The sequence below is a fragment of the Bacillus sp. FDAARGOS_527 genome (assembly GCF_003812125.1).
In the GTDB taxonomy this organism is placed as follows: domain Bacteria; phylum Bacillota; class Bacilli; order Bacillales; family Bacillaceae_G; genus Bacillus_A; species Bacillus_A paranthracis.
In genome coordinates this window covers 4,932,811-4,958,574 of record NZ_CP033795.1, presented here as the reverse complement: position 1 = coordinate 4,958,574, position 25,764 = coordinate 4,932,811, and the positions used below count along the sequence as shown (strand labels likewise).

The following is a 25,764-nucleotide window of genomic DNA, read 5'->3' as shown; positions in this document are numbered from 1 at the left end:
TTTTTATCTCCAGCATTTTATTCACTTTTATACATATCAACGCGTTTTACAAAATCATCAGCGACACTGAAATAGATAGCGTAGCCCTCCTTGCGGTATACAAGGGCATCACTATCTATCCCTTCTTCTATTCCATACGGCTCACCTAACCAACTCTTTAACTCATTTACAGGAATATTCATATGTAACCAAATTTTTTTAACTTTTGAAGGAAACATATCCAGGTTATAATCACCATAAGTAACAGTATTAGCTGCATCACAAGCTGTACACTTTGCTTCCTGTAAAGCATCAGGTGTACCAAATTCTTGTTTCACTGCAGATTGTTCTTGTCCAATCACATTCAATCCAAATGGTCCCAAATTCCCGTCAATTAAAGCTGTTTCTAGAACCTGTTTTAGTTCTTGCTTTGTTTTAACTTTAAAATTATAAGAAGAACCAGCGCTATCATTCACCGATATTGATGGAATTGACTTATCTGCATCCGATTCTTTTGCAAGAGTAGTATTTTCTTGAGAAGAACTCTTCTCTCCATTACTACGCCATACTATTTTCTCTCCATGCCAAGCACTGTTACTGTCCTCTTTCATCAAGTACATTCCACTTATACCAAATAGCATCAATATACCCATGCCAAGTGGAATATAGATTCTTTTATCTTTTTTTATAACCTGTAGTACACCTTTCACCTTATTGAAGGTCTTTGAAAGTCTTTCATTAGTTGTACAAGCGAGTAAATATTTATAGAAAGAATCCCATCCCTGTGTCTTTTTATACAATCTTTTCAAACTAATCATAACAGCGAATGGTACCTCTTCATTTTGTGATATTCGGTAAAAAGAATTTACTTTCTGACGCTTCGATTTCATAAATCGAGCAAGTAAAATAGCAAGGTATTGAGAAGAGCTAAACTCTTTTAATTCTTCACCAGGATATAAATCATGCTCATCTTTTCGTTTAACCATACGCATTTCATAGTCCAAAATCAGATTTAATTTTTGATTCTCTTTCAAACCATGATGCAAAAATTTCATTGTAAACTCAATCTTTGTCATCAAACCTAAATTCCTAAGATCATGATCATGAACTACCATCGGTAATTGTTTAAATAACTCTGCAGTAAAGGTGATAAAAGTATCCTTTTCTTTTTCGTATAGTTCTAACGATTTGCACATAAGCGCTGCAAATTTTAATAAGTTCGCATAATATTTAATACTTTTCCCATTCTTTATAATTGTTCGTTCCATAATTGGATACTTGCTAACGTGTTGATAAAACTGGTTAGATACTTGGACTGCTTTGTCAATTTCTTTTTTCTGTAATAAAGATTGTATATGAGAAATCGTTTCTATTGCCCATGTTACTACCTGTCCTTGCTCACCTTTAATTAATTGCAATTTATAAACGTTATCTTGCAAATATAACTTTTGAAATTCTATGCCACTCTTTTTCAGCTGCTTATTAACAGTTACAAATGCGCCACCATATAAACTCAATTGAACATACTTATAATGGGTTTTTAATTGTTCCAGATCCACCTTCAACTGTTCATTATATTTATCCCACATTTGTCGTACATTCTCTTGCGCGTTTACTATTTTTAAAGCATCTGGGTCTAATAATTTTGCAAGTCCTTTAACTAAGAAGGAGCCTCCAAACCCCATAATTAACGATGCCATTATTTGTGATACAAGCTGCACAAATTTTTTCCCTGGAAGCCTACTTTGTATATCTCTTAATAATTCTGTATATTGACCATATGCCTCATAGTAATTTTGAAAGTTTTTAATCGTGGTATCCATTGAAAGGTTCATTCTTTTCTTTAACCCCTCAAAAACATTACCTGTAAAATATAATTTTTTAAATAAATGTCCATGTTGATTTTTTGATATTTCTTCAAGAAATTCATAATACACTTTCCCTAAATATGGAAAACTCAGTATCCTCTTCAGCTCATCTCTAATTTCGCCCACCTGAGTTAATTGAAAAAAACGGGTAATATATTGTGAATACATTTCTTTATTATCTGGATTTTGTAAGGGCTTAAAGACTTCTTCTTCTAGCATTTTATTCCGTTTTTCAATACTTTCATGAATTTTTTGGAAAAGTGCCTCTCCTACTCTCTCGACAAAAGATTCAATTTCTTCTGCTACATTATGAGTAAGTTGCTCATATAATTGTTTTTTGGTTTCTAAATACAGCTCTACTGGATTATCAGCTTGCTCTTTTTCTTTTATATAACTCAAAACAGATTCCCCAACAAATCTAAAATATCTAATCCATCTACAGACGTAGACAAAATAGAACCCGCATCCGTTATATCCACAACACTATTCACTACATCTAAAGCGTCCAAATGAGTAGTATCAATCACATCTATATCTATATTCGGGGATATGAATTCTGGACTTGTATCAATTGTCATCCCTTCCCCTAGTGGATTCGAGTTCATATCATATAATTTTTCTCCTGTAGCTGTATTCATTGTTAAGCCACCCGAACTATTAGGCTGTGAGTACCCTATTATCCCTTCAACATTATCATGAAAAGTTTCCCCACCATACATATTTTGGCTAGAAGAAACGGTATGTCCACCTCCAAAATCAAAGGTCGTTCCATCATACGCATTCTCTTGAACACGAGCAATTGTTTCTCCATGACCATCCATTATAACGCCACCACCTTCAACAGGAGACGGCTGATACTCCGCGACCACTTCTCCGCTTCTGCTTTTCAAATCATATCCGCCAGTCAAATTCGGTAAAATAATCTTTTCTTCCAAACTATCATTAGTAGACTGTATTCCCTGAAATAATTGATTCATTAACATTTCACTATTCCCCAAACCTTATCCATCCCTTCATTCTCTTCACTTTATCAGTTATTCTCCCCAAAATATGTATATACTTTTCTAAACTACTTATATTTTATGCTTATCTATCCTTAATAAAAGTTACAATATTTACCTCATTATATCATTAAATTAAATTATTCCCTTAAAAGGATTTAATATTTATAAAAAAATCTACTGCAATAGATCCTTTTCCGAATCTATCGCAATAGACAAAACACTCCATAGCTAACTACTGCTGTCCATACCCTTCAAACTTCTTCGCCAAATTCTCCATCTCGTCTTCTGGCAATAGCTTCGGTTCCCCAATGCTTTTCGTTTGATAATAAATTTGCGCACAAAACTCAATTTCTTCTGCAACGGTAAATGCCATTTTTATATGATTTGCACCTGCAATTAAACCGTGGTTCGCAAGTAAAACGGCACGACGATCAATCATCCCTTCGAAAGCCGCCTCTGCTAATTGCTTCGTACCAAATGTTTCATACGGTGCACAACGAACATTTGGGCCTGCGAAAGCAATTAAATACGATACTGCGGGCAGTTCCCATCCTAATGATGCAATCGTCTTTGCATAAGGAGAATGTGTATGCACAAGCGCATTTATATCTTCACGCTTTCTATAATAAATAAGATGCATATCAAGTTCGCTTGATGGTTTTCTCTCTCCCTCTACTACATCGCCATCTAAGTTTAATATAACTACATCTTCAGGCTTCGTTTCATAATAATCTAAACCACTTGGGCTAATGGCAACAAGACCTTGCTCCCGATTGAAAATACTAATATTACCGCCTGTCCCCTTTGTTAAACCGCTAGAAATCATTTTCTTTCCATACGCTACAATTTCTTCTCTCTCTTTTTGTAATAACATATACATCCCCCTAAGTATGAAGCTTATGATGACTGACTTTTTAAATCTATCCACTTATTGAAATAGCTTTTTTAAGTTTTCCGTAAACGGTGCTTTTACAATGCCTTTTTCCGTAATAATCGCTGTTACATTTTCATGTGGCGTGACATCAAATGCTGGATTATATACTTTACTTTCTTTCGGAGCAGAATATTGTCCGAAGCGATTAATTACTTCAGAAGCATCTCTTTCCTCAATCGGAATTTCTTTTCCTGTCCGTGTTTTTAAGTCAATTGTCGGCGTTGGTGCCGCTACATAAAACGGAATGTTGTAGTATTTCGCTAAAATAGATACGCCTAATGTTCCAATTTTATTTGCTATATCACCATTTGCTGCCACACGGTCGCATCCAACGATTACCGCATCAATCTTCCCTTGTGACATAACCATAGCTGCCATATTATCTGTAATGACAGTGACGTCAATTCCCGCTCGCTGCAATTCTAATGCTGTTAACGTTGAACCTTGTAATCTAGGACGTGTCTCATCTGAATAGATTTTCAAGTCCCATCCTTTTTCTTTCGCTAAGTACATTGGAGCTGTCGCAGTACCATACTTAGTCGTCGCTAACGCACCTGCATTACAATGTGTTAATACTCCCATTCCATCATGGAATAATGTTAGTGCATGTTCTCCAATGTGACGGTTAATTTCTTCATCTTCTCTATGAATCTCTTTTGCCTCTTCTAATAATCTATCTTTCAACTGGGCGATTGATAAGTGTGCGTTCTCTGTCGCGACTGCCTCCATTCTTTCAAGTGCCCAAAATAAGTTTACTGCTGTCGGTCTTGATGTTGCTAAGTATGCACATACCTTTTTTACTTCCTCTATCAATTCTTCCACCGTATTTTGAGTAACTTCCTTGGCTCCTAAATACACACCGTAAGCTGCTGAAACACCAATCGCTGGCGCACCTCTTACTTTCATTACTTGAATGGCATCCCACACACCTTCAGCTGTCTTGAAAGATTCATAAACAACCTCATTCGGTAATAATGTTTGATCTAATAAAACTAAAGCATCATCTTTCCACTGGATTGGTATTAATTGCTCTTCCATCATCTTCTCCCCTTACTTCGCGTAGTGCATTGACTGTTCTTTTAACGTTTCTACAAAGCTTGTACCTGTTTTATATTGATTCGCTCGTAAAATAAATTTCTTTGCTACTTGAAGACAAATGCGTTCTGCTCTAGCACGTGCTTCCTCATTCTCAATACAAGTAATATCTTTTACTTTCGCAAGCCCAACAATACGACGAATTAACTCAAGACCTGTCACTGCAGCTGTATCCTCTAATACAGATTGTAAATATACTTCGTTAAAGCCTTCCTCCTTCGCCATGATTTCTGTCACATGAATATTCCAAGCATTTAAAAACTTCTTCTTAAATAGATCAATTACCTCTACCATTGTCGATTGTAACCAATCCATATACGTATCTTTCTCGGCTCCAGTTGACATTGTCGCATCTGCATTTACCCAAGCAAACATTAAATTCGCCATTACATTCCCAATGTCATAGCCCATTGGTCCATAAAAAGCAAACTCAGGATCAATTACCTTTGTGGAATCATTTTTTACAAAAACAGAACCAGTATGCAAATCACCGTGAATAAGCGCCTGTGCATTCGTCATAAAAGAAAACTTAAGTTTTGCTACTTCTATACGAAGCTCTTTATCACTATAAATATGTTCTCTAATCCACCCTTCATTTAACAGAAATAACTCATTACGCTTATTATGATTTGTAAATGGCTCAGCGTATACGAGTTCTTCTGTAATCTCACATAACTCAGGATTTATATAATTCTTCACAAGTTCCTTCTTCTCTTTATGATTCATTACAACGTCCGATGTTAATAAGAGCGTATTTACCAAAAAGGTCGTTAAATCATCCGCAAGCCTCGGAAATATTTCATGATGTATAAGTGCTGTACGTAATATTGTGTGATCCGATAAGTCTTCCATTATGCAACAATTCATCACACTATCAAACAAATACACCTTCGGAACAAGTCCAGGTGCTAACTCTTCCTCTAACTGCAAAACATCCGATTCTATACGAATACGATTCGTCGACAACTTAAACTCATCTGAAATACGTGCTGTATCCCCAGCTTGCTTTACAATGACAGAAATGTTCTTCTGTTCATCCCAAACACGGAATACATAATTTAAATTACCATCGCCTATTTCTTTACACTGTAACCCCTTTGCATGTTCAAACTTACATAATTTCTCTTTCACATATACAATCACATCGCTAGCTTCCATTAAAAAATACTTCGTGAACTTAGACATGGTTTCCCCTCCACACTAATTGTAAGCGTTTTCTAAAAGCTATAAAAAATAATAGGATTAAATCTTTCATCCTATAATATATGTTCTTCTTTTTGAAATGTATATCTAGGTTTTATTATATCTTGTTAATATCTTGAGTCAATGTTTCTATATCATTGCAATATGCTTCCTAATTATATATTTGAGAGGACAAAAATTGTTCAAAAAGATTCTAGTTCATTTTATTTTATTTATCACACAATTCTTTGTAAAATAGAAATACGCAGTTCCTTTTCAAAAAGACAACTTCTAAGAAATATTTCCTTCCTAAGAATTGATACTTACATCATATCTCTAACATACACACTACTCTTTCAAGCACTCATTGAAAATTTATAAACTTAAAATTACCTTTCCATTCCCTGTTATCCTTAATTGAGAATAAATATTAATTAAATTGATATAAAGTTCGTTTATTCGCTTGACAAAATAACCACTTCTATATGATAATTAATATCGAATTAGAATTATTATAGTTAATTAAAAAATATATTTTATGAGCACACTATTTTTTGATGCTCAAAACCAACATTTAGGAGGAATTTTAATATGTTATTAATCGGCACAGAAGTAAAACCGTTTAAAGCTAATGCTTACCATAATGGAGAATTTATCCAAGTTACTGACGAAAGTTTAAAAGGAAAATGGAGTGTAGTTTGTTTCTACCCAGCTGACTTCACATTCGTTTGCCCAACTGAACTTGAAGACTTACAAAACCAATATGCAACTCTTAAAGAGTTAGGCGTTGAAGTATACTCTGTATCTACAGACACTCACTTCACTCACAAAGCATGGCATGATAGCTCAGAAACTATCGGCAAAATCGAGTACATCATGATTGGTGACCCAACTCGTACAATCACTAGCAACTTCAACGTTTTAATGGAAGAAGAAGGTCTTGCTGCTCGTGGTACATTCATCATCGATCCAGACGGCGTTATCCAATCTATGGAAATCAATGCTGACGGTATCGGCCGTGACGCAAGCATTCTTGTTAACAAAATTAAAGCAGCTCAATACGTACGTAACAACCCAGGTGAAGTTTGCCCAGCTAAATGGCAAGAGGGTTCTGCAACACTTAAACCAAGCCTTGACCTTGTAGGCAAAATCTAAGGAGTTCGATCAAAATGATACTAGATGCAGATATAAAAACACAACTATCCCAATACCTTCAGTTAATGGAGAACGATATTTTACTTAAAGTAAGCGCAGGAGACGACGACGTATCTAAAGATATGTTAGCTTTAGTAGACGAATTAGCTACTATGTCATCTAAGATTACAGTAGAAAAAGTTGAACTAGAGAGAACACCAAGCTTTAGCGTAAACCGCCCTGGTGAAGACACTGGTGTCGTATTCGCTGGTATTCCATTAGGACACGAATTTACTTCATTAGTGTTAGCTTTACTACAAGTAAGTGGACGCGCTCCAAAAGTTGAACAAAAATTAATCGATCAAATTAAAAACATTCAAGGCGAATATCATTTTGAATCTTATATCAGCCTAAGTTGTCATAACTGTCCTGATGTTGTACAAGCTCTTAACGTAATGAGCGTTCTTAATTCTGGTATTACACATACTATGATTGATGGCGCTGCATTCAAAGAGGAAGTAGAAAGCAAAGACATCATGGCAGTACCAACTGTTTACCTAAACGGCGAATCTTTCGGAAGCGGTCGTATGACACTTGAAGAAATTTTAGCTAAAATGGGTAACGGTCCAGATGCATCAGAGCTTTCTGATAAAGATCCATACGATGTTCTTGTTGTTGGTGGCGGCCCTGCTGGCGCAAGTGCAGCAATTTATGCAGCACGTAAAGGCATCCGCACTGGTATCGTTGCTGAGCGCTTCGGTGGTCAAGTAATGGATACTATGGGCATTGAGAACTTCATCAGCGTAAAACGCACTGAGGGTCCTAAGCTAGTAGCAAGCCTTGAAGAGCACGTAAAAGAATACGACATCGATGTAATGAATCTACAACGTGCAAAACGTTTAGAGAAAAAAGAACTTATTGAAGTGGAACTTGAAAACGGCGCTATTCTGAAAAGTAAGAGCGTAATCGTTTCAACAGGTGCTCGCTGGCGTAATGTTGGCGTACCAGGTGAAGCTGAGTTCAAAAATAAAGGTGTAGCATACTGCCCACACTGTGACGGTCCATTATTCACTGGAAAAGACGTAGCAGTTATCGGCGGCGGTAACTCTGGTATTGAAGCAGCTATCGACTTAGCAGGTATTGTTAAGCACGTAACTGTTCTTGAATTCATGCCGGAATTAAAAGCTGATGCTGTATTACAAGAGCGTCTTAACAGCTTACCAAACGTAACTGTTCTGAAAAACGTTCAAACGAAAGAAATTACTGGTACTGATAAAGTAAACGGTATTTCTTACATCGATCGTGAAACTGAAGAAGTTCATCACGTTGAATTACAAGGTGTATTCGTACAAATCGGTCTTGTTCCAAACACAGACTGGTTAGGCGAAACAGTTGAGCGCGTTCGCGGTGAAATCGTAACAGACAAGCACGGCGCTACAAACGTACCAGGAGTGTTTGCTGCAGGTGACTGTACAAATAATCCGTACAAACAAATCATCATCTCTATGGGTTCAGGTGCAAACGCAGCTTTAGGTGCATTTGATTACTTAATCCGTAACTAATTATATAAACGTGAGTAAAAAAAGCGGGTGCCTTGGCACCTGCTTTTTTATAATCTTAATGTATAAATTAAAAATCTCTCATTCCCATTCTTCTCATAAGCACCTGGCAATCTAACTTCTTTCTTCAGCTCAAACGCAGTCTGATTTTCTAAGAAGAAAATATAGTCCTCAGAAGGATAATACAAAATAATATCCACTTCTCTCCCCGTTTCTTCTACAGAAAGTAAAATGTTATTTACTACGTTCATAAATACTTGTACAGAAAATGGGTTGAAGAAATAAAACCGGTTATCACGTGAATCAATTTCATATTCCTGCGCTAAACAGCATTCAAACCTAATTTTATCTTTGCTGTTTCTTACCTTTCGTGCATAACGATCTCGATTATCCATCGCTTCTTTATAAAACTCTTCATTCATTTCAATTCCAACTGCTGAAGCACCACATTTATGATGCATATAAAAGTTTAATCGCCCTTTTCCGCATCCAAAGTCTACAATTCGGTCGCTACTTCGTATTTCATATTGATTCAATAACTCATCTAATCCGCTATACGGCGTCGGTTCATAGCGATGATAATGCATAGACTTGTTAAACCCTTTTTGCTCACCGACTGTTTTTATATGTAAAACTGCATCGTAATATTGTTCGTTCATTCGTTTTCTCCTATTAAAAAATGGTACTTATTATTATACACCATGTACTGGATGCTCATTTTTTATCAAATTAATAGGTACGTGAAATTATATCGACGATTTTCTCAATATATCTATCGTAATTTCAAATATATCAACGATTTTTTCAATATATCGACGTTTCGACAAAGGATATCGACTTAACGACAAATTTCTACAAAAAAAAAAAAAAAACAGAAGCTCCCTAGCCCCTGTCTTCTAACACTTTCAATACAGTTTGTTTTAATATTTCTACCCCATCCATAATGCAACTATGATCGAACTTCATATATGGATGGTGTAATCCAGGTTGTAGGTCTGCTCCTAATCCAAGCATGACAGCTTTTAAATGTGGTCTCTTCACTGTGTAATAATGGAAATCATCGCTTCCTGTCGTATAAAGTGGTCCCGTACATTTATCTTCCCCATACACTTCAAGAATGCCTTTACGCATAAATCGCTCAGCTTCTTCTGAAACTTCAGCTCCTGGCGCGAGATCAATCCACTCATATGAAGTTTTCGATCCCATCGATGCAGCTGATTCTATGACATGCTCTATTTTTTTCTTCAATTCTTCTAATAATGTATTACTCTCCGCTCTGACATCTAAACTAAAATGCCCGTTACCCGGAATAATATTTAAATTATCACCACCAGCTTGGCACCTCGTCATCTTTACTGAATAGGAACTTTGCGGTGGTAGCCATATGTTTTTCAAACCGATATTAATCATGGAAATAACATCAATCGCATTTATCCCTTGATGCGGGCGTGCTCCATGTGCATCTTCTCCGTGAATCGTACCCTCTAAAAATCCTGCTGCTCCGTGACGAATTGATGGGGCAGCTTGTTTCAAAGATAGTTCTTCAATTGGGCGCAAATGAACACCGAATAGGAAATCCGCATCATCCACAGCACCTTTCTCTACCATTTTTAAAGCTCCATTCCCTTTTTCTTCTGCCGGCTGAAAAATAAATCTAACTGTGCCACTTTTCCACCTCATATTCTTTAATTGTAACACAAGTCCCATTACAATCGTCATATGCGCATCATGACCACACGAATGATTCGCCTTAAACTCTCCATTCACTTCTTGCCAAAGTGCATCCATATCAGCACGAATCGCAATAACTGGATTTCCGCTTCCAATTTCAGCAATCACCCCTGGGCAATCATCAAATATTTTATATGAAATTCCTTCTTCTTTTAAAAAGTTAGTAATATACGCTGTCGTTTCATACTCTTTCCAACTCACTTCAGGGTTTTCATGTAAATGCTGAAAAATTTCAGTTAAACGCTCTTGTAGTTCTAATGTTTTCAAAGCTACATTCTCCTTCCCAAATTCCAAACCATTCAGGTTAATTATACTTATGAAAAACAGATGTTTTTATGAACATATTGAATTTTAAGAAAAAAGTCAATTATTTATTTTTAAACACTAAAAAAGCTTACTCTACATCTATATTACAAACTAAACAAACAACTAGAATATTACTTATTTTCTGTCTTTTATGTTGACGCTTACATATATTTTTAGTTATCATAACCTAATAAACGTCTATTTTACGACAATTCTAAAAATACAAACAAACATACATACATAACAAGGAGGACATTTATGAAAAAAGAAATACCTTTTGGTGTAGCCATGATCCCTATTATCATTACAGTTGCAGTTATGATGGTTACAATTGTTGTATTAAAACAAAGCCCTCACGTCCCACTTATTATCGGTACAACCGTTGCTTCCATCGTCGCTTGGCGTTACGGTTACAAATGGAACGACATTGAAGAAGCAATGTATAAAGGAATTCGCCTCGCATTACCCGCTATCGTTATCATTATTCTAGTAGGTTTAACGATCGGTGCTTGGATTGGTGGTGGAATCGTCGCAACAATGATTTATTACGGTTTAAATCTATTAACACCATCACTATTTTTAGTTTCAATTACAATTATTTGTTCTATTGTTGCATTAGCTATTGGTAGCTCTTGGTCTACAATGGGAACAATTGGTGTTGCAGGAATGGGTATTGGCCTAAGTATGGGAATCCCAGCTCCAATGGTTGCCGGTGCTATCATTTCCGGTTCTTATTTCGGCGATAAAATGTCACCGCTTTCAGACACAACAAACTTAGCCGCAGGATTAACAAATACAGATTTATTCACACATATTCGTCATATGTTATTTACTACAATTCCAGGTTTAATTATTACTCTTATCGTTTACGCGTTCTTAGGAAGAAGCTTCGGTGCTAACAATATCGATGCAAAAAGCATCGAGCAAACATTACAAGTATTGCAACAAAACTTTGTTATCTCACCTTTCCTATTAATCATACCTGTAGTTGTTATGGTATTGGTCGCTAAAAAAGTTCCTGCTATACCAGCTATTCTCGTAGGTATTATTTTAGGATTTTTATCACAAGTCTTTATTCAAGGTGGTTCTGTCTCATCAGCTGTCGCTGCACTCCAAAGTGGATTTGTCATAGACACTGGCAACAAGCTAGTAGACGAGCTATTTAATCGTGGTGGTTTAAGCTCTATGATGAATACCGTCTCTATGACAATTGTCGCTATGACTTTCGGAGGAGTATTAGAACATACAGGTATTCTTCGCTCCATTGTAAATCAAATTTTAAAATTAGCGACATCAGCAAAAGGACTTATCGCTTCAACTATCGCATCTTGCTTTGCAACAAATCTTACTTGCTCTGAACAATATATTTCGATTGTTGTTCCTTCAAGAATGTACGCGAATGCATACACAGAAAAAGGACTACATTCTAAAAATTTATCCAGAGCATTAGAAGATGGAGGAACATTAACTTCTGTTTTTGTACCTTGGAATACATGCGGTGTATTTATACTCGCAACACTCGGCGTAGGTGCTTTCGAATATGCTCCTTATGCTATATTGAATTTCATCGTACCTATTATCTCGATTATTTACGGTATAACTGGTCTCACAATTACGAAACTATCTGACATTGAAAAAGCGGAACTACTAAAGAAACAAAAAGCTCAATTAGAAGCTTAAAGATAACGGTAAATTCAGTTCATATATTGCGCGAGGACGCCCTTGTTGATAAGGCATTTCCTCGCCGCAAATATGAACATATCCATAATCAACTAGTTTCTTTAATAACCTTTCAGTTGATCGTCGAGTCACTTGTAAGTATTCAGAAAGATCTGCTGCTGTAAACTTTAATGACGGATGCGATTGACTAAATTGAATAATTTTTGATAAATTTGCTGGGCTAAGTTTCGTTTCCTTCGCTATTTTCATTAGTTCCGGATTATCATTTTTCAAACTTTGTACTCTCTGTTCTTTCGGGAACGGACCAAATAGTTCTTTATCACTTGTTAGTATATAAAAACAGTGGTCTATTGGATTATTCTTCGCGAAACCTTGGGCGATTTTAGCATTTTGCTCCGCTTCTTTCACAGTTTTTCCGTAACCAAATCCAATAGCTATCGTTCCTTCTATACTCGCAAATAAATTATTCATCGTATTTGTTTTTATAATGGATTCAATATCACCACGAGTCGTATATAAAATGAACGTCATTTCATCAATTGTTTTAAATGAACCACGTAGTTCTTTTGAAATAACATCTAATTGCTCAAGCAAACCATCTCGTAATTCTAAAGAAGAAATAATACAAGCACCAACAGTAGCTGAATAGCTTTTTGCTAACTCAGCTTTTATTTTTGCATCTTTTAACCCATGTATAATGGACTGTGTTGGATCAATCATTCGCTCTGAAGGAACACCTAGTTTTTGAAGCTCGTCGTAAACAGCATGAATACTAGTTAAAGCTAAATGAGCCTCTCCAGATTGATATTTAGCTACATGAAAATCGATAACTCTATTTATTTCATCTTTACTCCACAGCATATTCTCATAATCAAACACTTGTGGACTTTCTTTTATACCGATATCATGGAACACATTTGTAATAAACGAGCGGTCTACTAAATCGATAGAAATGTTATGTGGTTGAATACTTTGATGATACATGATAGAAAGAATTGAAGATGCGACAGTTGTCTCGTCTTGCTGTAAGTACGTACTTGGAATTCGTAATTGTTCTCTTATTTCTTTTGCCATATAATAAGGTAAAGCACCTGAGAAAAAGATGACATCACAAGGCTTTAAACGCTTTAATAGTTCAGAAGATTCCGCCGGATGAAGGTAAATATATGGATCAATCTCTATTTCTTCTAGTTTATGAGCAATAGGTAAAATTGTCTCCATAAACTCTTTTGAACCGACAACCGCAATTTTTATCATCATTTCTCTAACTCCTTATCATTAATTAACGACTATTTAACGTCAACTATATCAAATGTACAAAACCATTGTAAACAGGAAGGGGTCTTTATTCAATGAAAATTACAGCTATTCACCTTTACGCAATTCGTTTACCGCTTCGCGATCCGTTTGTTATTAGTTACGGTTCTTATTCTCATATGCCTTCTATTATCGTCAAAATGGAAACAGATGAAGGCATTATCGGTTACGGTGAAGGCGTTGCTGATGATCACGTTACAGGCGAATCGTGGGAAAGTACTTTCCATACTTTAAAACATACACTTGCTCCTGCTCTTATCGGGCAAAATCCAATGAATATCGAGAAAATACACGATATGATGGACAATACAATTTACGGTGTTCCTACTGCAAAAGCTGCAATAGATATTGCTTGTTTTGATATAATGGGCAAAAAACTAAATCAACCTATATATCAATTAATTGGCGGACGCTACCATGAAGAATTTCCTGTCACTCACGTCTTAAGTATCGCAGATCCAGAAGAAATGGCTGAAGAAGCTGCCTCTATGATTCAGAAAGGTTACCAATCTTTCAAAATGAAAGTCGGTACAAATGTAAAAGAAGATGTAAAAAGAATTGAAGCGGTACGTGAACGTGTAGGAAATGATATTGCGATTCGCGTTGATGTAAACCAAGGGTGGAAAAATAGCGCCAACACATTAACAGCACTTCGTTCATTAGGTCATGTAAACATCGACTGGATTGAACAGCCTGTTATCGCGGACGATATTGACGCAATGGCTCACATTCGTTCGAAAACAGACCTTCCGCTTATGATTGATGAAGGATTAAAAGGTTCTCGTGAAATGCGCCAAATCATTAAATTAGACGCGGCTGATAAAGTAAATATAAAACTAATGAAATGCGGCGGCATATATCCCGCTATAAAACTCGCTCACCAAGCAGAAATGGCCGGCATTGAATGCCAAGTTGGATCCATGGTCGAATCATCCGTTGCCTCTTCCGCAGGATTCCATGTCGCTTTCTCGAAAAAAATCATTACGAGCGTTGAACTTACAGGTCCATTAAAGTTCACGAAAGACATCGGAAACTTACACTATGACGTACCATTTATTCGCTTAAACGAAAAGCCAGGACTCGGCATTGAAATAAACGAAGATACACTACAAGAACTAACCGTATTTCAAGACGTTGTACGCTAAAGGAGGACTAACGCATGACAGTTCTATACAAAGGATTATTAAAACAAAATAACGATCCATTTCATGTTACATTACTATCCAAAGAGCACATCGAACAAATTTTATTACTACAGAACGTTGTAGTTGAAGCACTAGAAGATAAAAGCCGTTTACAACCACTCTCGCTAGAAGAATTTCAATACATTCTAGAAGGAAATGGCATGATGATCGGTGCTTTTATCGACAACAAACTTATCGCATTTCGTGCCCTACTCGTCCCTCCTATCGACGATGAACATTTAGGACTTGATATTGGTATAGCAGAAAGCAAACTACACCGCGTCATCTATCAAGAAATCTCAAATGTTCATCCAAACTGCCGAGGAAATGGGATGCAAAAAATATTAGCGACAGTTATTATGAACGAATTACAAAAAGACGATAGCAAATACGACTATGTTTGCTGCACCGTTGCCCCTTTTAACATTCCGAGTTTAAAGGATAAGTTCGCGCAAGGGATGGAGATTGCTGCACTGAAGGAGAAGTATGGCGGAAGTATGCGGTATGTTTTTGTGAAGGAATTGCGTGGGGACAAGGAGAGAGATTGGACGGAGATTGAGAACGTTCTGATGAGCGATGCTGGTGGACAACAGACGTTGCTTTCAGAGGGGTATCGTGGGTATGGATTGGAGAAAATAGACGAAGATTTTGTTGTGAAATTTGGACGATAATTGCTAGGTAAGAAAAAGGAGATGTCTGCTGATCTCCTTTTTCTTTATTGAACATATCGATTGCAACTCCAAATATATCAACGATTTTTGAAATATATCGGCTTACCGTCAAGTATTGACAATAATTGCAACCTATATAAAGCCCACCACTAAACCGTCATCTTCCAACTAGATAATGCTAACCAATTCTCCATTTCCTTATAATCGGGCATGATCTTCCCGACAAGACGCCAAAAAGAGCGATCGTGATTTAAATGAACCATATGACACATTTCATGAACAACTACATAGTCAATTACTCGCTGTGGTGCCATTGCTAGCTTCCAGTTGAATGTTAGTTGTAAATTCGAATCGCAAGTACCCCAAGTACGACTACTATCTGTAATACGAATAGAACGTGGTTTTGTTTTGAAATTACTTTGATGCAATTTAATGCTCTTCTCTACTAAGGTTTTACACTGCTTATAATAAAATCGTTTTAACGCTTGCTGTATTTTCTCATCTTTAAGATCTTTCACATAAATATGTAGCTTATCTCCTTCAAACACTGCATTGTCTTGCGTAATATTTGCATCTTGAGAAATTTGTATCGGATACGTACTTCCTAAATACAAAAAGCCTTCTCCTTGATCATAATCCTTTTCCTGTGGTCCACGCGCTCGCTCCGCCATTTCCTTACGTGTTGTCTGAATCCAATCCCACTTCTCCTCTAGCAACTGGACTAAATATTCAACAGGTGTCCCTTTTGGAGCTTGTACTTCTACATTTCCGTAAGAATCTACAAAAAGACGCACTGATTTTTTCTTCTTATAAGTTATATGAAAATTAATTGTCTCACCTAAATAAGTATGTACCATTTCATCACCTAACGTATTATTTTACATATAAAAAGAGTAGGATACGAACGTCCTACTCTACCTATTATATCATTTACCGCTTTAACGGAATCATTATCCTCTATACTTTACAGCTAATCCCTTAATGAAGTTCCTTGCGTATCTATCGCCGCACTCTTTGTAATTTTTATGACCTTTTTTTCTTAATAGAGCGCCTAGTTCTCCCTTAGTCACTGTAACGCCTACACTATCTAATATATCAAGTACATCCTCACTCGTTAAAGATAGTGCGATTTTCATTTTCTTTAGAAGAAGGTTGTTAGCACTCTCTTTGCTTTGTACAGGTGCCGGTTGCCCTGGTTTCGGATCTTGCTTCCCTCTTTTTAAAGTAATAAATCCATTGAAAAATGCTTCTAACATCATCATATCGCATGTTTTTACGTACTCATCTTCTTCCACATCAGGGTTTTCAGGTTCGTGCTGAGGCGCTCTCTTTATTTTTGTAAGCATATCAACTACGTCTTCTTTCGTTACTTCCATACCGCCAAGTTTAAAGATTTCTACCATATCTATATCTCTTATATCTAAAGCATATCTTACTCTTTTTAATATATCGTTGTTGCTCATTGCCATTGTTTTGCCTCCTGAAATGTTGAATATTTATACGGCAGTCGAAGTGCATTCTCTGACATACTTTAGTTTCTAAATTAACATGTTTAGTATCATTGGGCTTATTGTATAGTCTTCTCTAATTAATATTTTTTAAGACTATACCAAAAACACAAGAAGACTTAATTTCAAGAGACGAATCCAATTTTTCCGATTCATTTTCGTCTCTTTCAATGTGCATGTAAATTCAGTTCATATTTAGTACACCTGAAATTTGTTCAAAAGATAAAAGTGCTGAAGGAGAATTATAGTAAGAATATACAGCATGTTTTGTGCAGGAGTTGCTAACACTAAAAATAGTGGGACAAGTATTAACACTGTACCCGTGAGTAATATTCACGACCAACAGCTATTACTTATAGAGGCATATAGAGAAAGCTGACGAAAACAAGCTGATAAATATTATTAAACATAAAAAAATCAAAGCAAAATATATAAACTTAACCAGCGTATCTCTTCAAATCTTTAATGTTTTCTATAAATAGAGTGAACTCAATAATAACAAGCCTTAAAATTTATCTAGTTATTTTGGATAGGCTACACTAAACTAGACAAAAAAATTAAGGTCAAGTAGACTACAACTAATATATTTGAGGAGAATCTACTATGACGAAAAATAAAAGAGAAAGAAGAACATTTACAACAGAATTTAAACACCAAATGGTTCAACTGTATCAAAATGGTAAACCAGGGAAAGACATCATTAAAGAATACAGATTAACACCATCATCATTGGATCGGTGGATCAATCAAAATCATACGTCTGGCTCGTTTAAAGAGAAAGATAATAAGACCGCTGAACAACTAGAATTGGAAGCTTTGAGAAAACAAAACAAAACAAACAGCTTCTTATGGAAAATGACATTTTAAAGCAAGCGGCGCTGATACTAGGACGAAAGTAAAAGTAGTGAAGAATAACATACATAAATACTCGATATCAGCAATGTGCAATGTCCTACAATTATCAAGAGCAACGTATTACTATGAGGCAAAACAAGCACAACATACAGGCGATGAATTGTCACCACTCGTGAAAGAAATCTTCCGAGAGAGCCGTCAGAACTATGGAACACGAAAAATAAAAGTGGAATTGAAGAAATTAGGATATGTGATTTCACGTCGTCGTATTGGACGAATCATGCAAAACCAAGGTTTAGTATCTAACTATACGATTGCACAATTTAAGCCACAGAGAGTTAGCTGTAATGAAGAAAAAATTTCAAACGAACTTGATCGTCAGTTTAACCAGAAAGAAGAACTGGCTGTAGTCGTAAGTGATTTAACATACGTCCGTGTGAACAAAAAGTGGAATTACGTATGTTTATTAGTTGATCTCTTTAATCGAGAAATCATAGGACATAGCGCAGGCCAAAAGAAAGATGCCGCGCTTGTTTCGCAAGCTTTCGCAACGGTGAAAGCAAACTTGAATCGGATTACCTTATTTCATACAGACCGAGGAAATGAGTTCAAAAACAAGCTGATTCATGAAACGTTAGAGACCTTCCAAATCAAGCGTTCATTAAGTGCAAAAGGCTGTCCATACGATAATGCGGTAGCGGAAGCAACCTACAAAATCTTTAAAACAGAGTTCGTCCGCGGTCGTCATTTCGCAAGTTTAGAAGAATTGACCTTAGAATTGAACGACTACGTAAACTGGTTTAACAATGTTAGAATCCATGGAACACTAGACTATTTGAGTCCTGTTCAGTACAGGCAGGAACACCTTAAAAAAATTGTCTAGTTTCGTGTTGACATACCATTTATCATACTCTAATTACTAATTTAAAATAAGATAAAAGATGCTATGAAAGTTCTTATAAGAACTTTCATAGCATCTTTTTTTAATTAATATAACAATCTACTCTTTTACAACTAAGATGCCTGTCAACAACGATTCAAATTTCCCCAATTTCAACGAAATGAAATTCCCCATTATGAACGGCTAAATCGTTGTTTGGGCAGGATAAATTCCTGCTTTTTTCTTTTCTCGCAAACGGTAGGAGTCACCCTTGATGTTAAATGTAATCGCATGATGTAAGAGGCGATCCAAGATAGCCGTTGCCAATACATCGTCACCAAAAACTTTTCCCCATTCAAGGTACGATTTATTAGATGTTAAAATCATTGCTCCTTGTTCGTATCGCTTTGAAACAACCTGGAAGAAAACATTGGCGGTTAGTTCATCAAAAGGAAAATAACCTACTTCATCTACAATTAACACGTCTGGACGACTCCAACGATTTACGAGTCGCTGGAGTGTCCCTTTATCATTGGCCTTGCGGCACTGAGCCACTAAGTCGTCGGCCGACAAAAATAGGGCTGTATATCCTTGGGTAATCGCTTCAATCGCAAAGGAGACGGCTAAATGAGTTTTTCCTACACCCGGAGGACCCAGTAATATGCGATTTTCCCCATTGGCAATAAAGCGACATGTTAAGGTTTCCTTGACCCTTTTCTCGCTCAGACTTGGTTGAAATGTAAAGTCAAAATCATGAATCGTTTTGGTGTAAGGCAGCTTTGCCCGTTTCATTCGCTTTTCTAGTTGATCAGAATCTTGTTGCTCCGTTTCATGCAAAACGATAGTGTGAAGAAACTCAGAATATGATACATTATCCTTAGAAGCGTCTTCTAGTAAACTATCAAGTTGGTTGGCTGTATGATGCCAGCCGAGCTTCTTTAAACGCTCCAATAAGAGTTCGTTCATCATACAGACTCACCTTCTTCCAGTGCTGCGTAAGCAGCGAGAGGGCGTTTTTCCACATTTGGAGATGGGGTATGAGAGTGAAGACCGTCGGTCGCCAAATCTTCAACGTTCTTCGCTTTCTGCCCTTTTTCTTTTGTATGTAGCCCATCATAGTGTTCCATTCGGATATGAGTAGTTGCTTTTCCTGTAAGAACCGGATGTTTTGCGATACATTCACGTTCATCGTAAATCTCTAAATGATGATCGAGTGTTTCTTTAATCTTAACCATTTGTCCAGCGTAACGGTAAGGAACTGAATACCTTTTTCCGCGGTACGACACCACACAGTCCCGACTGACTTCTCTGGTTTCCCAATGTGAAGTGGGAAACAGAGGCTTCACTCCCCATATCTGCAGGAACTTCTGTTCCTGCTCAAATCGTTGAAATGGTGACTCATTAGTAGTCTGATTGGTTTTCTTGTTAGCTATCTGATCCAACCATGTACGTACGGCTTCATTTAATGCATGTAAAGTTGGTTCGTGTTTTCGCTGAAAGAAGTTATCTTTCAAATACTTAATGGTTCTTTCTACTTTCCCCTTTGTTTGCGGACGTTTAGGACGACAGGCTTTTGGCACAATCCCATAGTAGGCTAAGAAATCCTCAAACTTGCGATTGAAACGAATCTCTACAGGACTATGCTTGATTACAACGGTTTTCATATTATCATAGAGAATTTGTTCTGGTACCCCATTAAAGTAAGAAAAAGCATTCATATGACACTTCATGAGGGTTTCGAGATTCATGTTGGTTGTAAACTCTACGTACTTCATTCGGGAATAACCTAATATCATCACAAATGCATAAATGTCTTGCAGATTGCCATTCACTAAGTATTTTCCCACGTACGCCCAATCCATTTGGGCTTGTTTCCCTGGTGGTGTTTCAAACCGTAAGGTTGCCTGTTTCTTTGGCTGTTGACGAAGAGGACGAACAAAGTCTCTTAAAATTGTCATCTTCCCCTCGTAACCCATCGTTTGAATTTCCTCTAACAGTACGACACAGTTGGTTGTTCCTTCTTTGACTCGTTGAAGGATGTAGGACTTATAGGGTTCGAGCTTACTCTCTTTCTGCTGCTCGCTTGCCTTACGTTCCGGCAACTGATTGCTTTTTAGATATTTGCTGATCGTTTTACGATCGAAGCCTGTTGCTTCTGCAATGGCTGTTTTCGTCCACCCTTTCTGAAATAACTCTCTAATCATAAAAAACTCCCCAATCTTCAGCACCGTTTCTTCACTCCATCTTTGATGTTTGTTTCGAAACGATTATCTGTTATTTTTGGGGAATTTAAAACCGTTGTTATTGGGTATTTTACAATCGTTGATTACAATGCCCTTATCATTTTCTATACTAATATCCTCTAAATCATTCACCTTAATTAACAATGTAGAAATAATTATCCCGGCTCCTGTAATAATAAACACAAAACTTATGATTTGATTACTAAATAATCCAAAAATCAGATTTCCCAATGGCATTATAGATAAAGCAACCATAAATATAATCGAAAAAACTCTACCTAATTTATCCTTAGAGACTTCTCTTTGAACAATAGAAAAGAAATAAATATTAAATTTAGTAAGATAATAACCAAAGAACCCTACGAGTAGGATTGAAATATAACTTACTTGAATAAGTTGAAGTAGAATAATCGGTACTCCACAAAAGATCAGCTCTTTTTTCAACGAAGCTGGAGTAGGATTATCATTTTTCTTCTTAGATATTACAATTCCCGCAATAATTGCAAATACAGCCTCTGCGCCGAGTGCATAACTATAAAGTGAGCCATCGTCTGAATAACTATGCAAAAAATACATGGGCAAAATTGTATTATAAGCTGCAATAAAAAGATTCACTACAGCAGATACATAGATTAAATGTAATAACCACTTTTGATTTTTCACATAAGAATAACCCTCTTTTATGTCTGTAAGAAATTTTATGTTTTTCGATGTTTTTTCAACTTTATGACAATATTTAATACACAATTCACTTATTGCAGAAACAAAATAAGTTATACCGTTAACAAGAAATGCAACTCCTAGCCCAAATGAAAAACCTTTAATCATCATACCAGCTATCAAGGGAGCTGACACCGTTACAACTTGACTAATTACAGTAGTTATAGAATTAGCACTAACTATCATTTCTTTTTCAATTAAAGAGGGTAAAATCGCTTTCAATGTTGGCGTAAATAAGCTATTAGTTATCCCTAACAAAATTGCTGCTAACACTAGTATCGGTACATGCAAAACATCATTCATTACGAACAGCCCTACAATGATACAAACAATCGCACTAATTAAATCGGATATAATTAATATATGTTTTTTATTAAATCTATCTGCTATAACACCACTAAATATATTGCATACAACAACTGAAATTAAACCAGCAGCTGTTACCATCCCAAATAATTTAGCACTGCCTGTTTTTTCAACCAGCCACCACGCTAACATAACTTCATAAATTTTACTTCCCAATTTTGATGTCACATTTCCAAATGTCAAAAGTAAAAAATTTTTATGTAACCATAATTTCTCCTGCATACATATCCTTCCTTAACTTTAAAATTGCATATTCTATTTTTAAATTTTTATTTCATATAAGATTTTCCTATCCTAAATTAAAAGGATAGGAAAATCGATAGGAAGAAGAAAGAATTATCTTACAATTTAATTTAGAATAACTTTTTTAGCATTGAAAATACACGTATCATAATTAGTATTCAATGCCGCATTGTTTAAAATATAAATGTATGACTGATTCTTGTAATTAAAACACGTAATTCTTATTTTTGTATTTAATTTAGCTGTCATTTCCCTTGATGCTGCTAGTTTATTTCTCCAATCATTTAAGTCTTCTAAGGTAAACTCCCCTAGATAATTAATACTTAAATTTATTTCTGGAAAGATCCGCATTTGTTCATTATCTTTGTATTTTTCTGAAGAACATAAGTAATCTAAATGCCACTTCTTATCAATATATATATCTTTCAATAATAATTCACTCTTAGAAAATAGGTTTTCTTCATTTTGAGAATCAAATGGTACAAAAATACTTACATGATAATCCCCTAATTGATTTTCATAGTTTTTACCATTATATGTGTTTAAATTTTTTAAAATTTGATAGCATTGTTTTGTACTACCATAGTTTTCTTCAACAATACTCGCAATTTTATTAAATACTAAATCCGCTCTTTGATTTCTATCCTTATATTGATTATTTACCACAATTTCATAAATAGGCGCCTCAGAATTTATAACTAAATTTTGTTTTAATTCATCAAAATTGTTTTTAAGTTCTCTATAATACTCACTATTTTGTACATCTAAAATAGTTTTTTCATTACATAAAGCTAATACATCCTCTGTAAAATCACGATAATCAAACAACTGACTTGCTACATTTAAAGATTCATTATCATAAAAATCAAAAAATTCTCTTTGCAATACATTTAACGCAAATGCATCTGCGATATGGTGATTCATAAAGAAAATAACCTTAAGTTTTTTACTATTTTCTCTCACAAGTATAATTTCATATAAAAAGTGATTATAGATATCCAGGTTACTCAAAGATTCAAGTGTATCCTTTTTAATCTCTGTTAATCTCTCTATAGATTCCTCATACGGTAAATTTGACAAATCATAATAATTGATTGCGTTAAATATATTTGGATTTGTTTTCTTCTCAACAAATTGTTTATTTTCCGCAATTACTACCCTTAACAATAGTTGCGTATTAACTAGATGTTTAATCGTCTCAAGTACTCTTGAAACGTCTTTACTCATTACCACTAATTCCTTAAGTAAAATAGAATTAAAATTTCGTCTTAAATAAAATTCTTGTCTACTGAATAATGGAAAAGTAGAGACATTTGGTGTCCCTTGCGCTGAAACCGGAATAACTACGTTTTCCTTATACTTATATTCCTGTTTTATACCCCCTAGGCAAAGAATTCGATCAGGTTGCACACTTATATCAAGATTTTCACAATACTTTTGTAAAACTAATTTCTCTTTTTCTTGATTTACGATTAAAAGATTTTCTTCATTTTCTTCTTTTATATCAAATTCGAAACCTAACTCCACTTTTCCCCAATATCTTTTAAATGCCTCTATATTAACCTTATTTATTTTATCCGAAATTACCCCGGCCATCTTTGAAAATGTAGAATTCTTAATAATTTCTTCATTTGATAAAATAACATCAAATTTTTCCTCAATTTCCATCATAAGCGCTACTGAATCTAAAGAATCTCCACCAATGGAAAAGAAATTATCTTTAACATTAATCTCACTCTTCAAAATTGTTTTCCATATATTTGCTAAGCTATTTTGTACTGCATCACTAAACTCAAAACTGTCTATATTAGTGTGCTCTAATTTATTAATAAATTCAAAACGTAATTTGTCAAAGTCCACTTTATTATTTTTATTTAAAGGATATTCCTTTATACTTACATACATTTTAGGGATAAAATATGACTCAATTTGTTCTTTTAGTTTAGGTTCATAAGCCATAAAATCCAGGTAATAATCTGTTTTAATATATGCTGTTAAGAATTTTTTCCCTTCATATTCTTCTAAGCGAACAATAGCATCTTCGATAGGCATTATTTTTTTTAATGTACTTTCAATCTCTTCAGCTTCTACCCTAATTCCATTAATTTTTATTTGTGAATCTTCACGCCCCAAATAAAAAATTTTCCCATCCTGAATATACCCTAAATCGCCACTTTTATAGTACCTATTATTATCAATTAAAAAGAATTTCTCTTCAGTTAATTCACTTCTTTTATAATATTCTCTTGCTAAGCCTTCTCCGCCAATTAAGATTTCACCAATCCCCCCATCGGATAATAATTGATTATTTTTATAAATTTTAATGTCCACGCCATCTAAAGCATAACCGATTGGAACATTTAAATCCTCATCTGATAATTGATTAATATTAAAATAAGTTGCATATATAGACGTTTCAGTCGGCCCATATAAATTGTATACTTGCATATCTAAAGCCGCCTCATTAAACTTCTGAGCTAAATCAGATGGGAATTTTTCCCCTGCAATAAACATATATTTGATATTACGGAAATAATGTTCTTGATTTTTAAAGAATAATTTGATAAATGAAGGTGAAAAAGCTACATGGGTTACTTCTTTTTCAAAAATATATTTAGGTAATTCAGTTGAAGGAATAGTAGAATCGTATAAAGTAATCGCCCCTCCCCCAAATACCCAACCAAATATTTCTGTGATAGATACATCAAAAGAGTAATTTGTCGAAAATAAATAATTATCATTTTCTTTAAAAGGAAACGTATTATCAAGGGTTATAAGTTTTTGAATTAAACTTTTGTCTTCCAATAAACACCCTTTTGGTTTGCCCGTTGTACCAGAAGTATATAGTACATATGAAATATTTTGATCCCTATAATTATCTTGGGCTCTTTCATATTCTAGGTTAGAATTATTTTGAGACATTAAAGTACTAGCTTGAATAATTTTCTTCCCAAAATTTTCAGTTTCAAAATCTGTAATAAAAAAGGATGTCTCAATTTCACTTAAAATAGCCTGACACTTAGCATGCGTAATCTCCTTCGCCATAGGTAACCAAGCTGCCCCAGCTTTAAGAATTCCAAATATACTAATTAAAGTATTCAAATTATTCCTTGTCCGCAATGGAATAATTACATTTTCTCCACCGGTTTTTCTAAGTAAATTCTTTGCAACATAATTAGTCATTTGATTAAACTGCTGATATGTTAACTCCTTATCTTTACATTTTACTGCTATTTTCATAGGATTTACATTCGCATGTTCTTCTAATTTCTTTATTAAATACTCCCTATTCATTTTAATCCCTC

Annotated in this window: 19 protein-coding genes and 1 pseudogene; 6 read left to right on the top strand and 14 right to left on the bottom strand. The window is 35.2% G+C overall.

Annotated elements, in window-relative coordinates:
• Nucleotides 1-17 precede the first annotated feature (17 nt).
• The 5 genes from EGX95_RS28445 to mtnK form a co-directional block, all read right to left on the bottom strand.
• A complete protein-coding gene (locus EGX95_RS28445) occupies nucleotides 18-2,246 on the bottom strand; it encodes a hypothetical protein (protein ID WP_000120380.1) in 2,229 nt (742 codons plus the stop codon).
• The gene (locus EGX95_RS28440; RefSeq protein WP_014297624.1) at nucleotides 2,243-2,845 is read right to left on the bottom strand and encodes a hypothetical protein; all 603 of its coding nucleotides are present in this window, start codon (nucleotides 2,843-2,845) and stop codon (nucleotides 2,243-2,245) included. The genes EGX95_RS28445 and EGX95_RS28440 overlap by 4 nt, the downstream gene beginning before the upstream one ends.
• A 238-nt stretch (nucleotides 2,846-3,083) precedes the next feature.
• A complete protein-coding gene (locus tag EGX95_RS28435; RefSeq protein WP_000926545.1) occupies nucleotides 3,084-3,725 on the bottom strand; it encodes an L-fuculose-phosphate aldolase in 642 nt (213 codons plus the stop codon).
• Between the two features lie 54 nt (nucleotides 3,726-3,779).
• Entirely contained in the window at nucleotides 3,780-4,823 is a 1,044-nt protein-coding gene (gene mtnA, locus EGX95_RS28430) for an S-methyl-5-thioribose-1-phosphate isomerase (protein WP_000392484.1), read from the bottom strand.
• A gap of 12 nt (nucleotides 4,824-4,835) precedes the next feature.
• Nucleotides 4,836-6,065 carry an S-methyl-5-thioribose kinase gene (gene mtnK, locus EGX95_RS28425; protein ID WP_000033257.1) on the bottom strand — a complete coding sequence of 410 codons (1,230 nt, stop codon included), beginning with the start codon at nucleotides 6,063-6,065 and terminating at the stop codon, nucleotides 4,836-4,838.
• A 588-nt stretch (nucleotides 6,066-6,653) separates the two neighbouring features.
• On the opposite strand from mtnK, the gene ahpC reads away from it, so the two are divergent.
• On the top strand, nucleotides 6,654-7,217 hold the full coding sequence (gene ahpC, locus EGX95_RS28420; protein ID WP_000924421.1) for an alkyl hydroperoxide reductase subunit C: 564 nt from the start codon (nucleotides 6,654-6,656) through the stop codon (nucleotides 7,215-7,217).
• A gap of 14 nt (nucleotides 7,218-7,231) precedes the next feature.
• The gene (ahpF, locus tag EGX95_RS28415) at nucleotides 7,232-8,758 is read left to right on the top strand and encodes an alkyl hydroperoxide reductase subunit F (protein ID WP_000599494.1); all 1,527 of its coding nucleotides are present in this window, start codon (nucleotides 7,232-7,234) and stop codon (nucleotides 8,756-8,758) included.
• Between the two features lie 47 nt (nucleotides 8,759-8,805).
• On the opposite strand, the gene EGX95_RS28410 is transcribed toward ahpF, so the two are convergent.
• Together EGX95_RS28410 and EGX95_RS28405 are read right to left on the bottom strand one after the other, a co-directional pair.
• Entirely contained in the window at nucleotides 8,806-9,414 is a 609-nt protein-coding gene (locus EGX95_RS28410; protein ID WP_001005638.1) for an SAM-dependent methyltransferase, read from the bottom strand.
• A gap of 223 nt (nucleotides 9,415-9,637) precedes the next feature.
• Nucleotides 9,638-10,753: a M20 peptidase aminoacylase family protein gene (locus EGX95_RS28405; RefSeq protein WP_000853531.1), complete on the bottom strand. Its 1,116-nt coding sequence runs from the start codon at nucleotides 10,751-10,753 to the stop codon at nucleotides 9,638-9,640.
• A gap of 297 nt (nucleotides 10,754-11,050) precedes the next feature.
• On the opposite strand from EGX95_RS28405, the gene nhaC reads away from it, so the two are divergent.
• Nucleotides 11,051-12,472, top strand: a complete 1,422-nt coding sequence (nhaC, locus tag EGX95_RS28400; RefSeq protein ID WP_000711544.1) for a Na+/H+ antiporter NhaC — start codon at nucleotides 11,051-11,053, stop codon at nucleotides 12,470-12,472.
• Here the strand turns inward: nhaC and EGX95_RS28395 are convergent.
• Nucleotides 12,461-13,732, bottom strand: coding sequence for a hypothetical protein (locus EGX95_RS28395; protein ID WP_000972827.1), 1,272 nt, complete (start codon nucleotides 13,730-13,732; stop codon nucleotides 12,461-12,463). The genes nhaC and EGX95_RS28395 overlap by 12 nt on opposite strands.
• Before the next feature lie 92 nt (nucleotides 13,733-13,824).
• On the opposite strand from EGX95_RS28395, the gene EGX95_RS28390 reads away from it, so the two are divergent.
• Nucleotides 13,825-14,934, top strand: a complete 1,110-nt coding sequence (locus EGX95_RS28390; protein WP_000704471.1) for a mandelate racemase/muconate lactonizing enzyme family protein — start codon at nucleotides 13,825-13,827, stop codon at nucleotides 14,932-14,934.
• Nucleotides 14,935-14,948: 14 nt separating this feature from the next.
• Nucleotides 14,949-15,644 carry a hypothetical protein gene (locus EGX95_RS28385; protein WP_000217565.1) on the top strand — a complete coding sequence of 232 codons (696 nt, stop codon included), beginning with the start codon at nucleotides 14,949-14,951 and terminating at the stop codon, nucleotides 15,642-15,644.
• Nucleotides 15,645-15,793: 149 nt separating this feature from the next.
• Here EGX95_RS28385 and EGX95_RS28380 read toward each other — a convergent pair whose 3' ends face one another.
• Nucleotides 15,794-16,501, bottom strand: coding sequence for a M48 family metallopeptidase (locus tag EGX95_RS28380; protein ID WP_000233766.1), 708 nt, complete (start codon nucleotides 16,499-16,501; stop codon nucleotides 15,794-15,796).
• A gap of 93 nt (nucleotides 16,502-16,594) precedes the next feature.
• Nucleotides 16,595-17,113 (bottom strand): YehS family protein, encoded by a 519-nt coding sequence (locus EGX95_RS28375; RefSeq protein WP_001251737.1) that lies wholly within the window; start codon nucleotides 17,111-17,113, stop codon nucleotides 16,595-16,597.
• Between the two features lie 642 nt (nucleotides 17,114-17,755).
• Here EGX95_RS28375 and EGX95_RS28370 point away from each other — a divergent pair.
• Nucleotides 17,756-18,890: pseudogene (locus EGX95_RS28370) on the top strand (IS3 family transposase).
• A 201-nt stretch (nucleotides 18,891-19,091) separates the two neighbouring features.
• Here the strand turns inward: EGX95_RS28370 and istB are convergent.
• The 4 genes from istB to EGX95_RS28350 all read right to left on the bottom strand — a co-directional run bounded on the left by istB (nucleotide 19,092) and on the right by EGX95_RS28350 (nucleotide 25,753).
• Nucleotides 19,092-19,856 (bottom strand): IS21-like element helper ATPase IstB, encoded by a 765-nt coding sequence (istB, locus tag EGX95_RS28365; RefSeq protein WP_000980839.1) that lies wholly within the window; start codon nucleotides 19,854-19,856, stop codon nucleotides 19,092-19,094.
• On the bottom strand, nucleotides 19,853-21,115 hold the full coding sequence (gene istA / locus EGX95_RS28360) for an IS21 family transposase (RefSeq protein WP_002073783.1): 1,263 nt from the start codon (nucleotides 21,113-21,115) through the stop codon (nucleotides 19,853-19,855). Before istA ends, istB begins: the two co-directional genes overlap by 4 nt.
• Before the next feature lie 39 nt (nucleotides 21,116-21,154).
• Entirely contained in the window at nucleotides 21,155-22,438 is a 1,284-nt protein-coding gene (locus EGX95_RS28355; RefSeq protein WP_123805797.1) for an MFS transporter, read from the bottom strand.
• Between the two features lie 126 nt (nucleotides 22,439-22,564).
• Nucleotides 22,565-25,753 (bottom strand): non-ribosomal peptide synthetase, encoded by a 3,189-nt coding sequence (locus EGX95_RS28350; protein ID WP_001078569.1) that lies wholly within the window; start codon nucleotides 25,751-25,753, stop codon nucleotides 22,565-22,567.
• Nucleotides 25,754-25,764 lie beyond the last annotated feature (11 nt).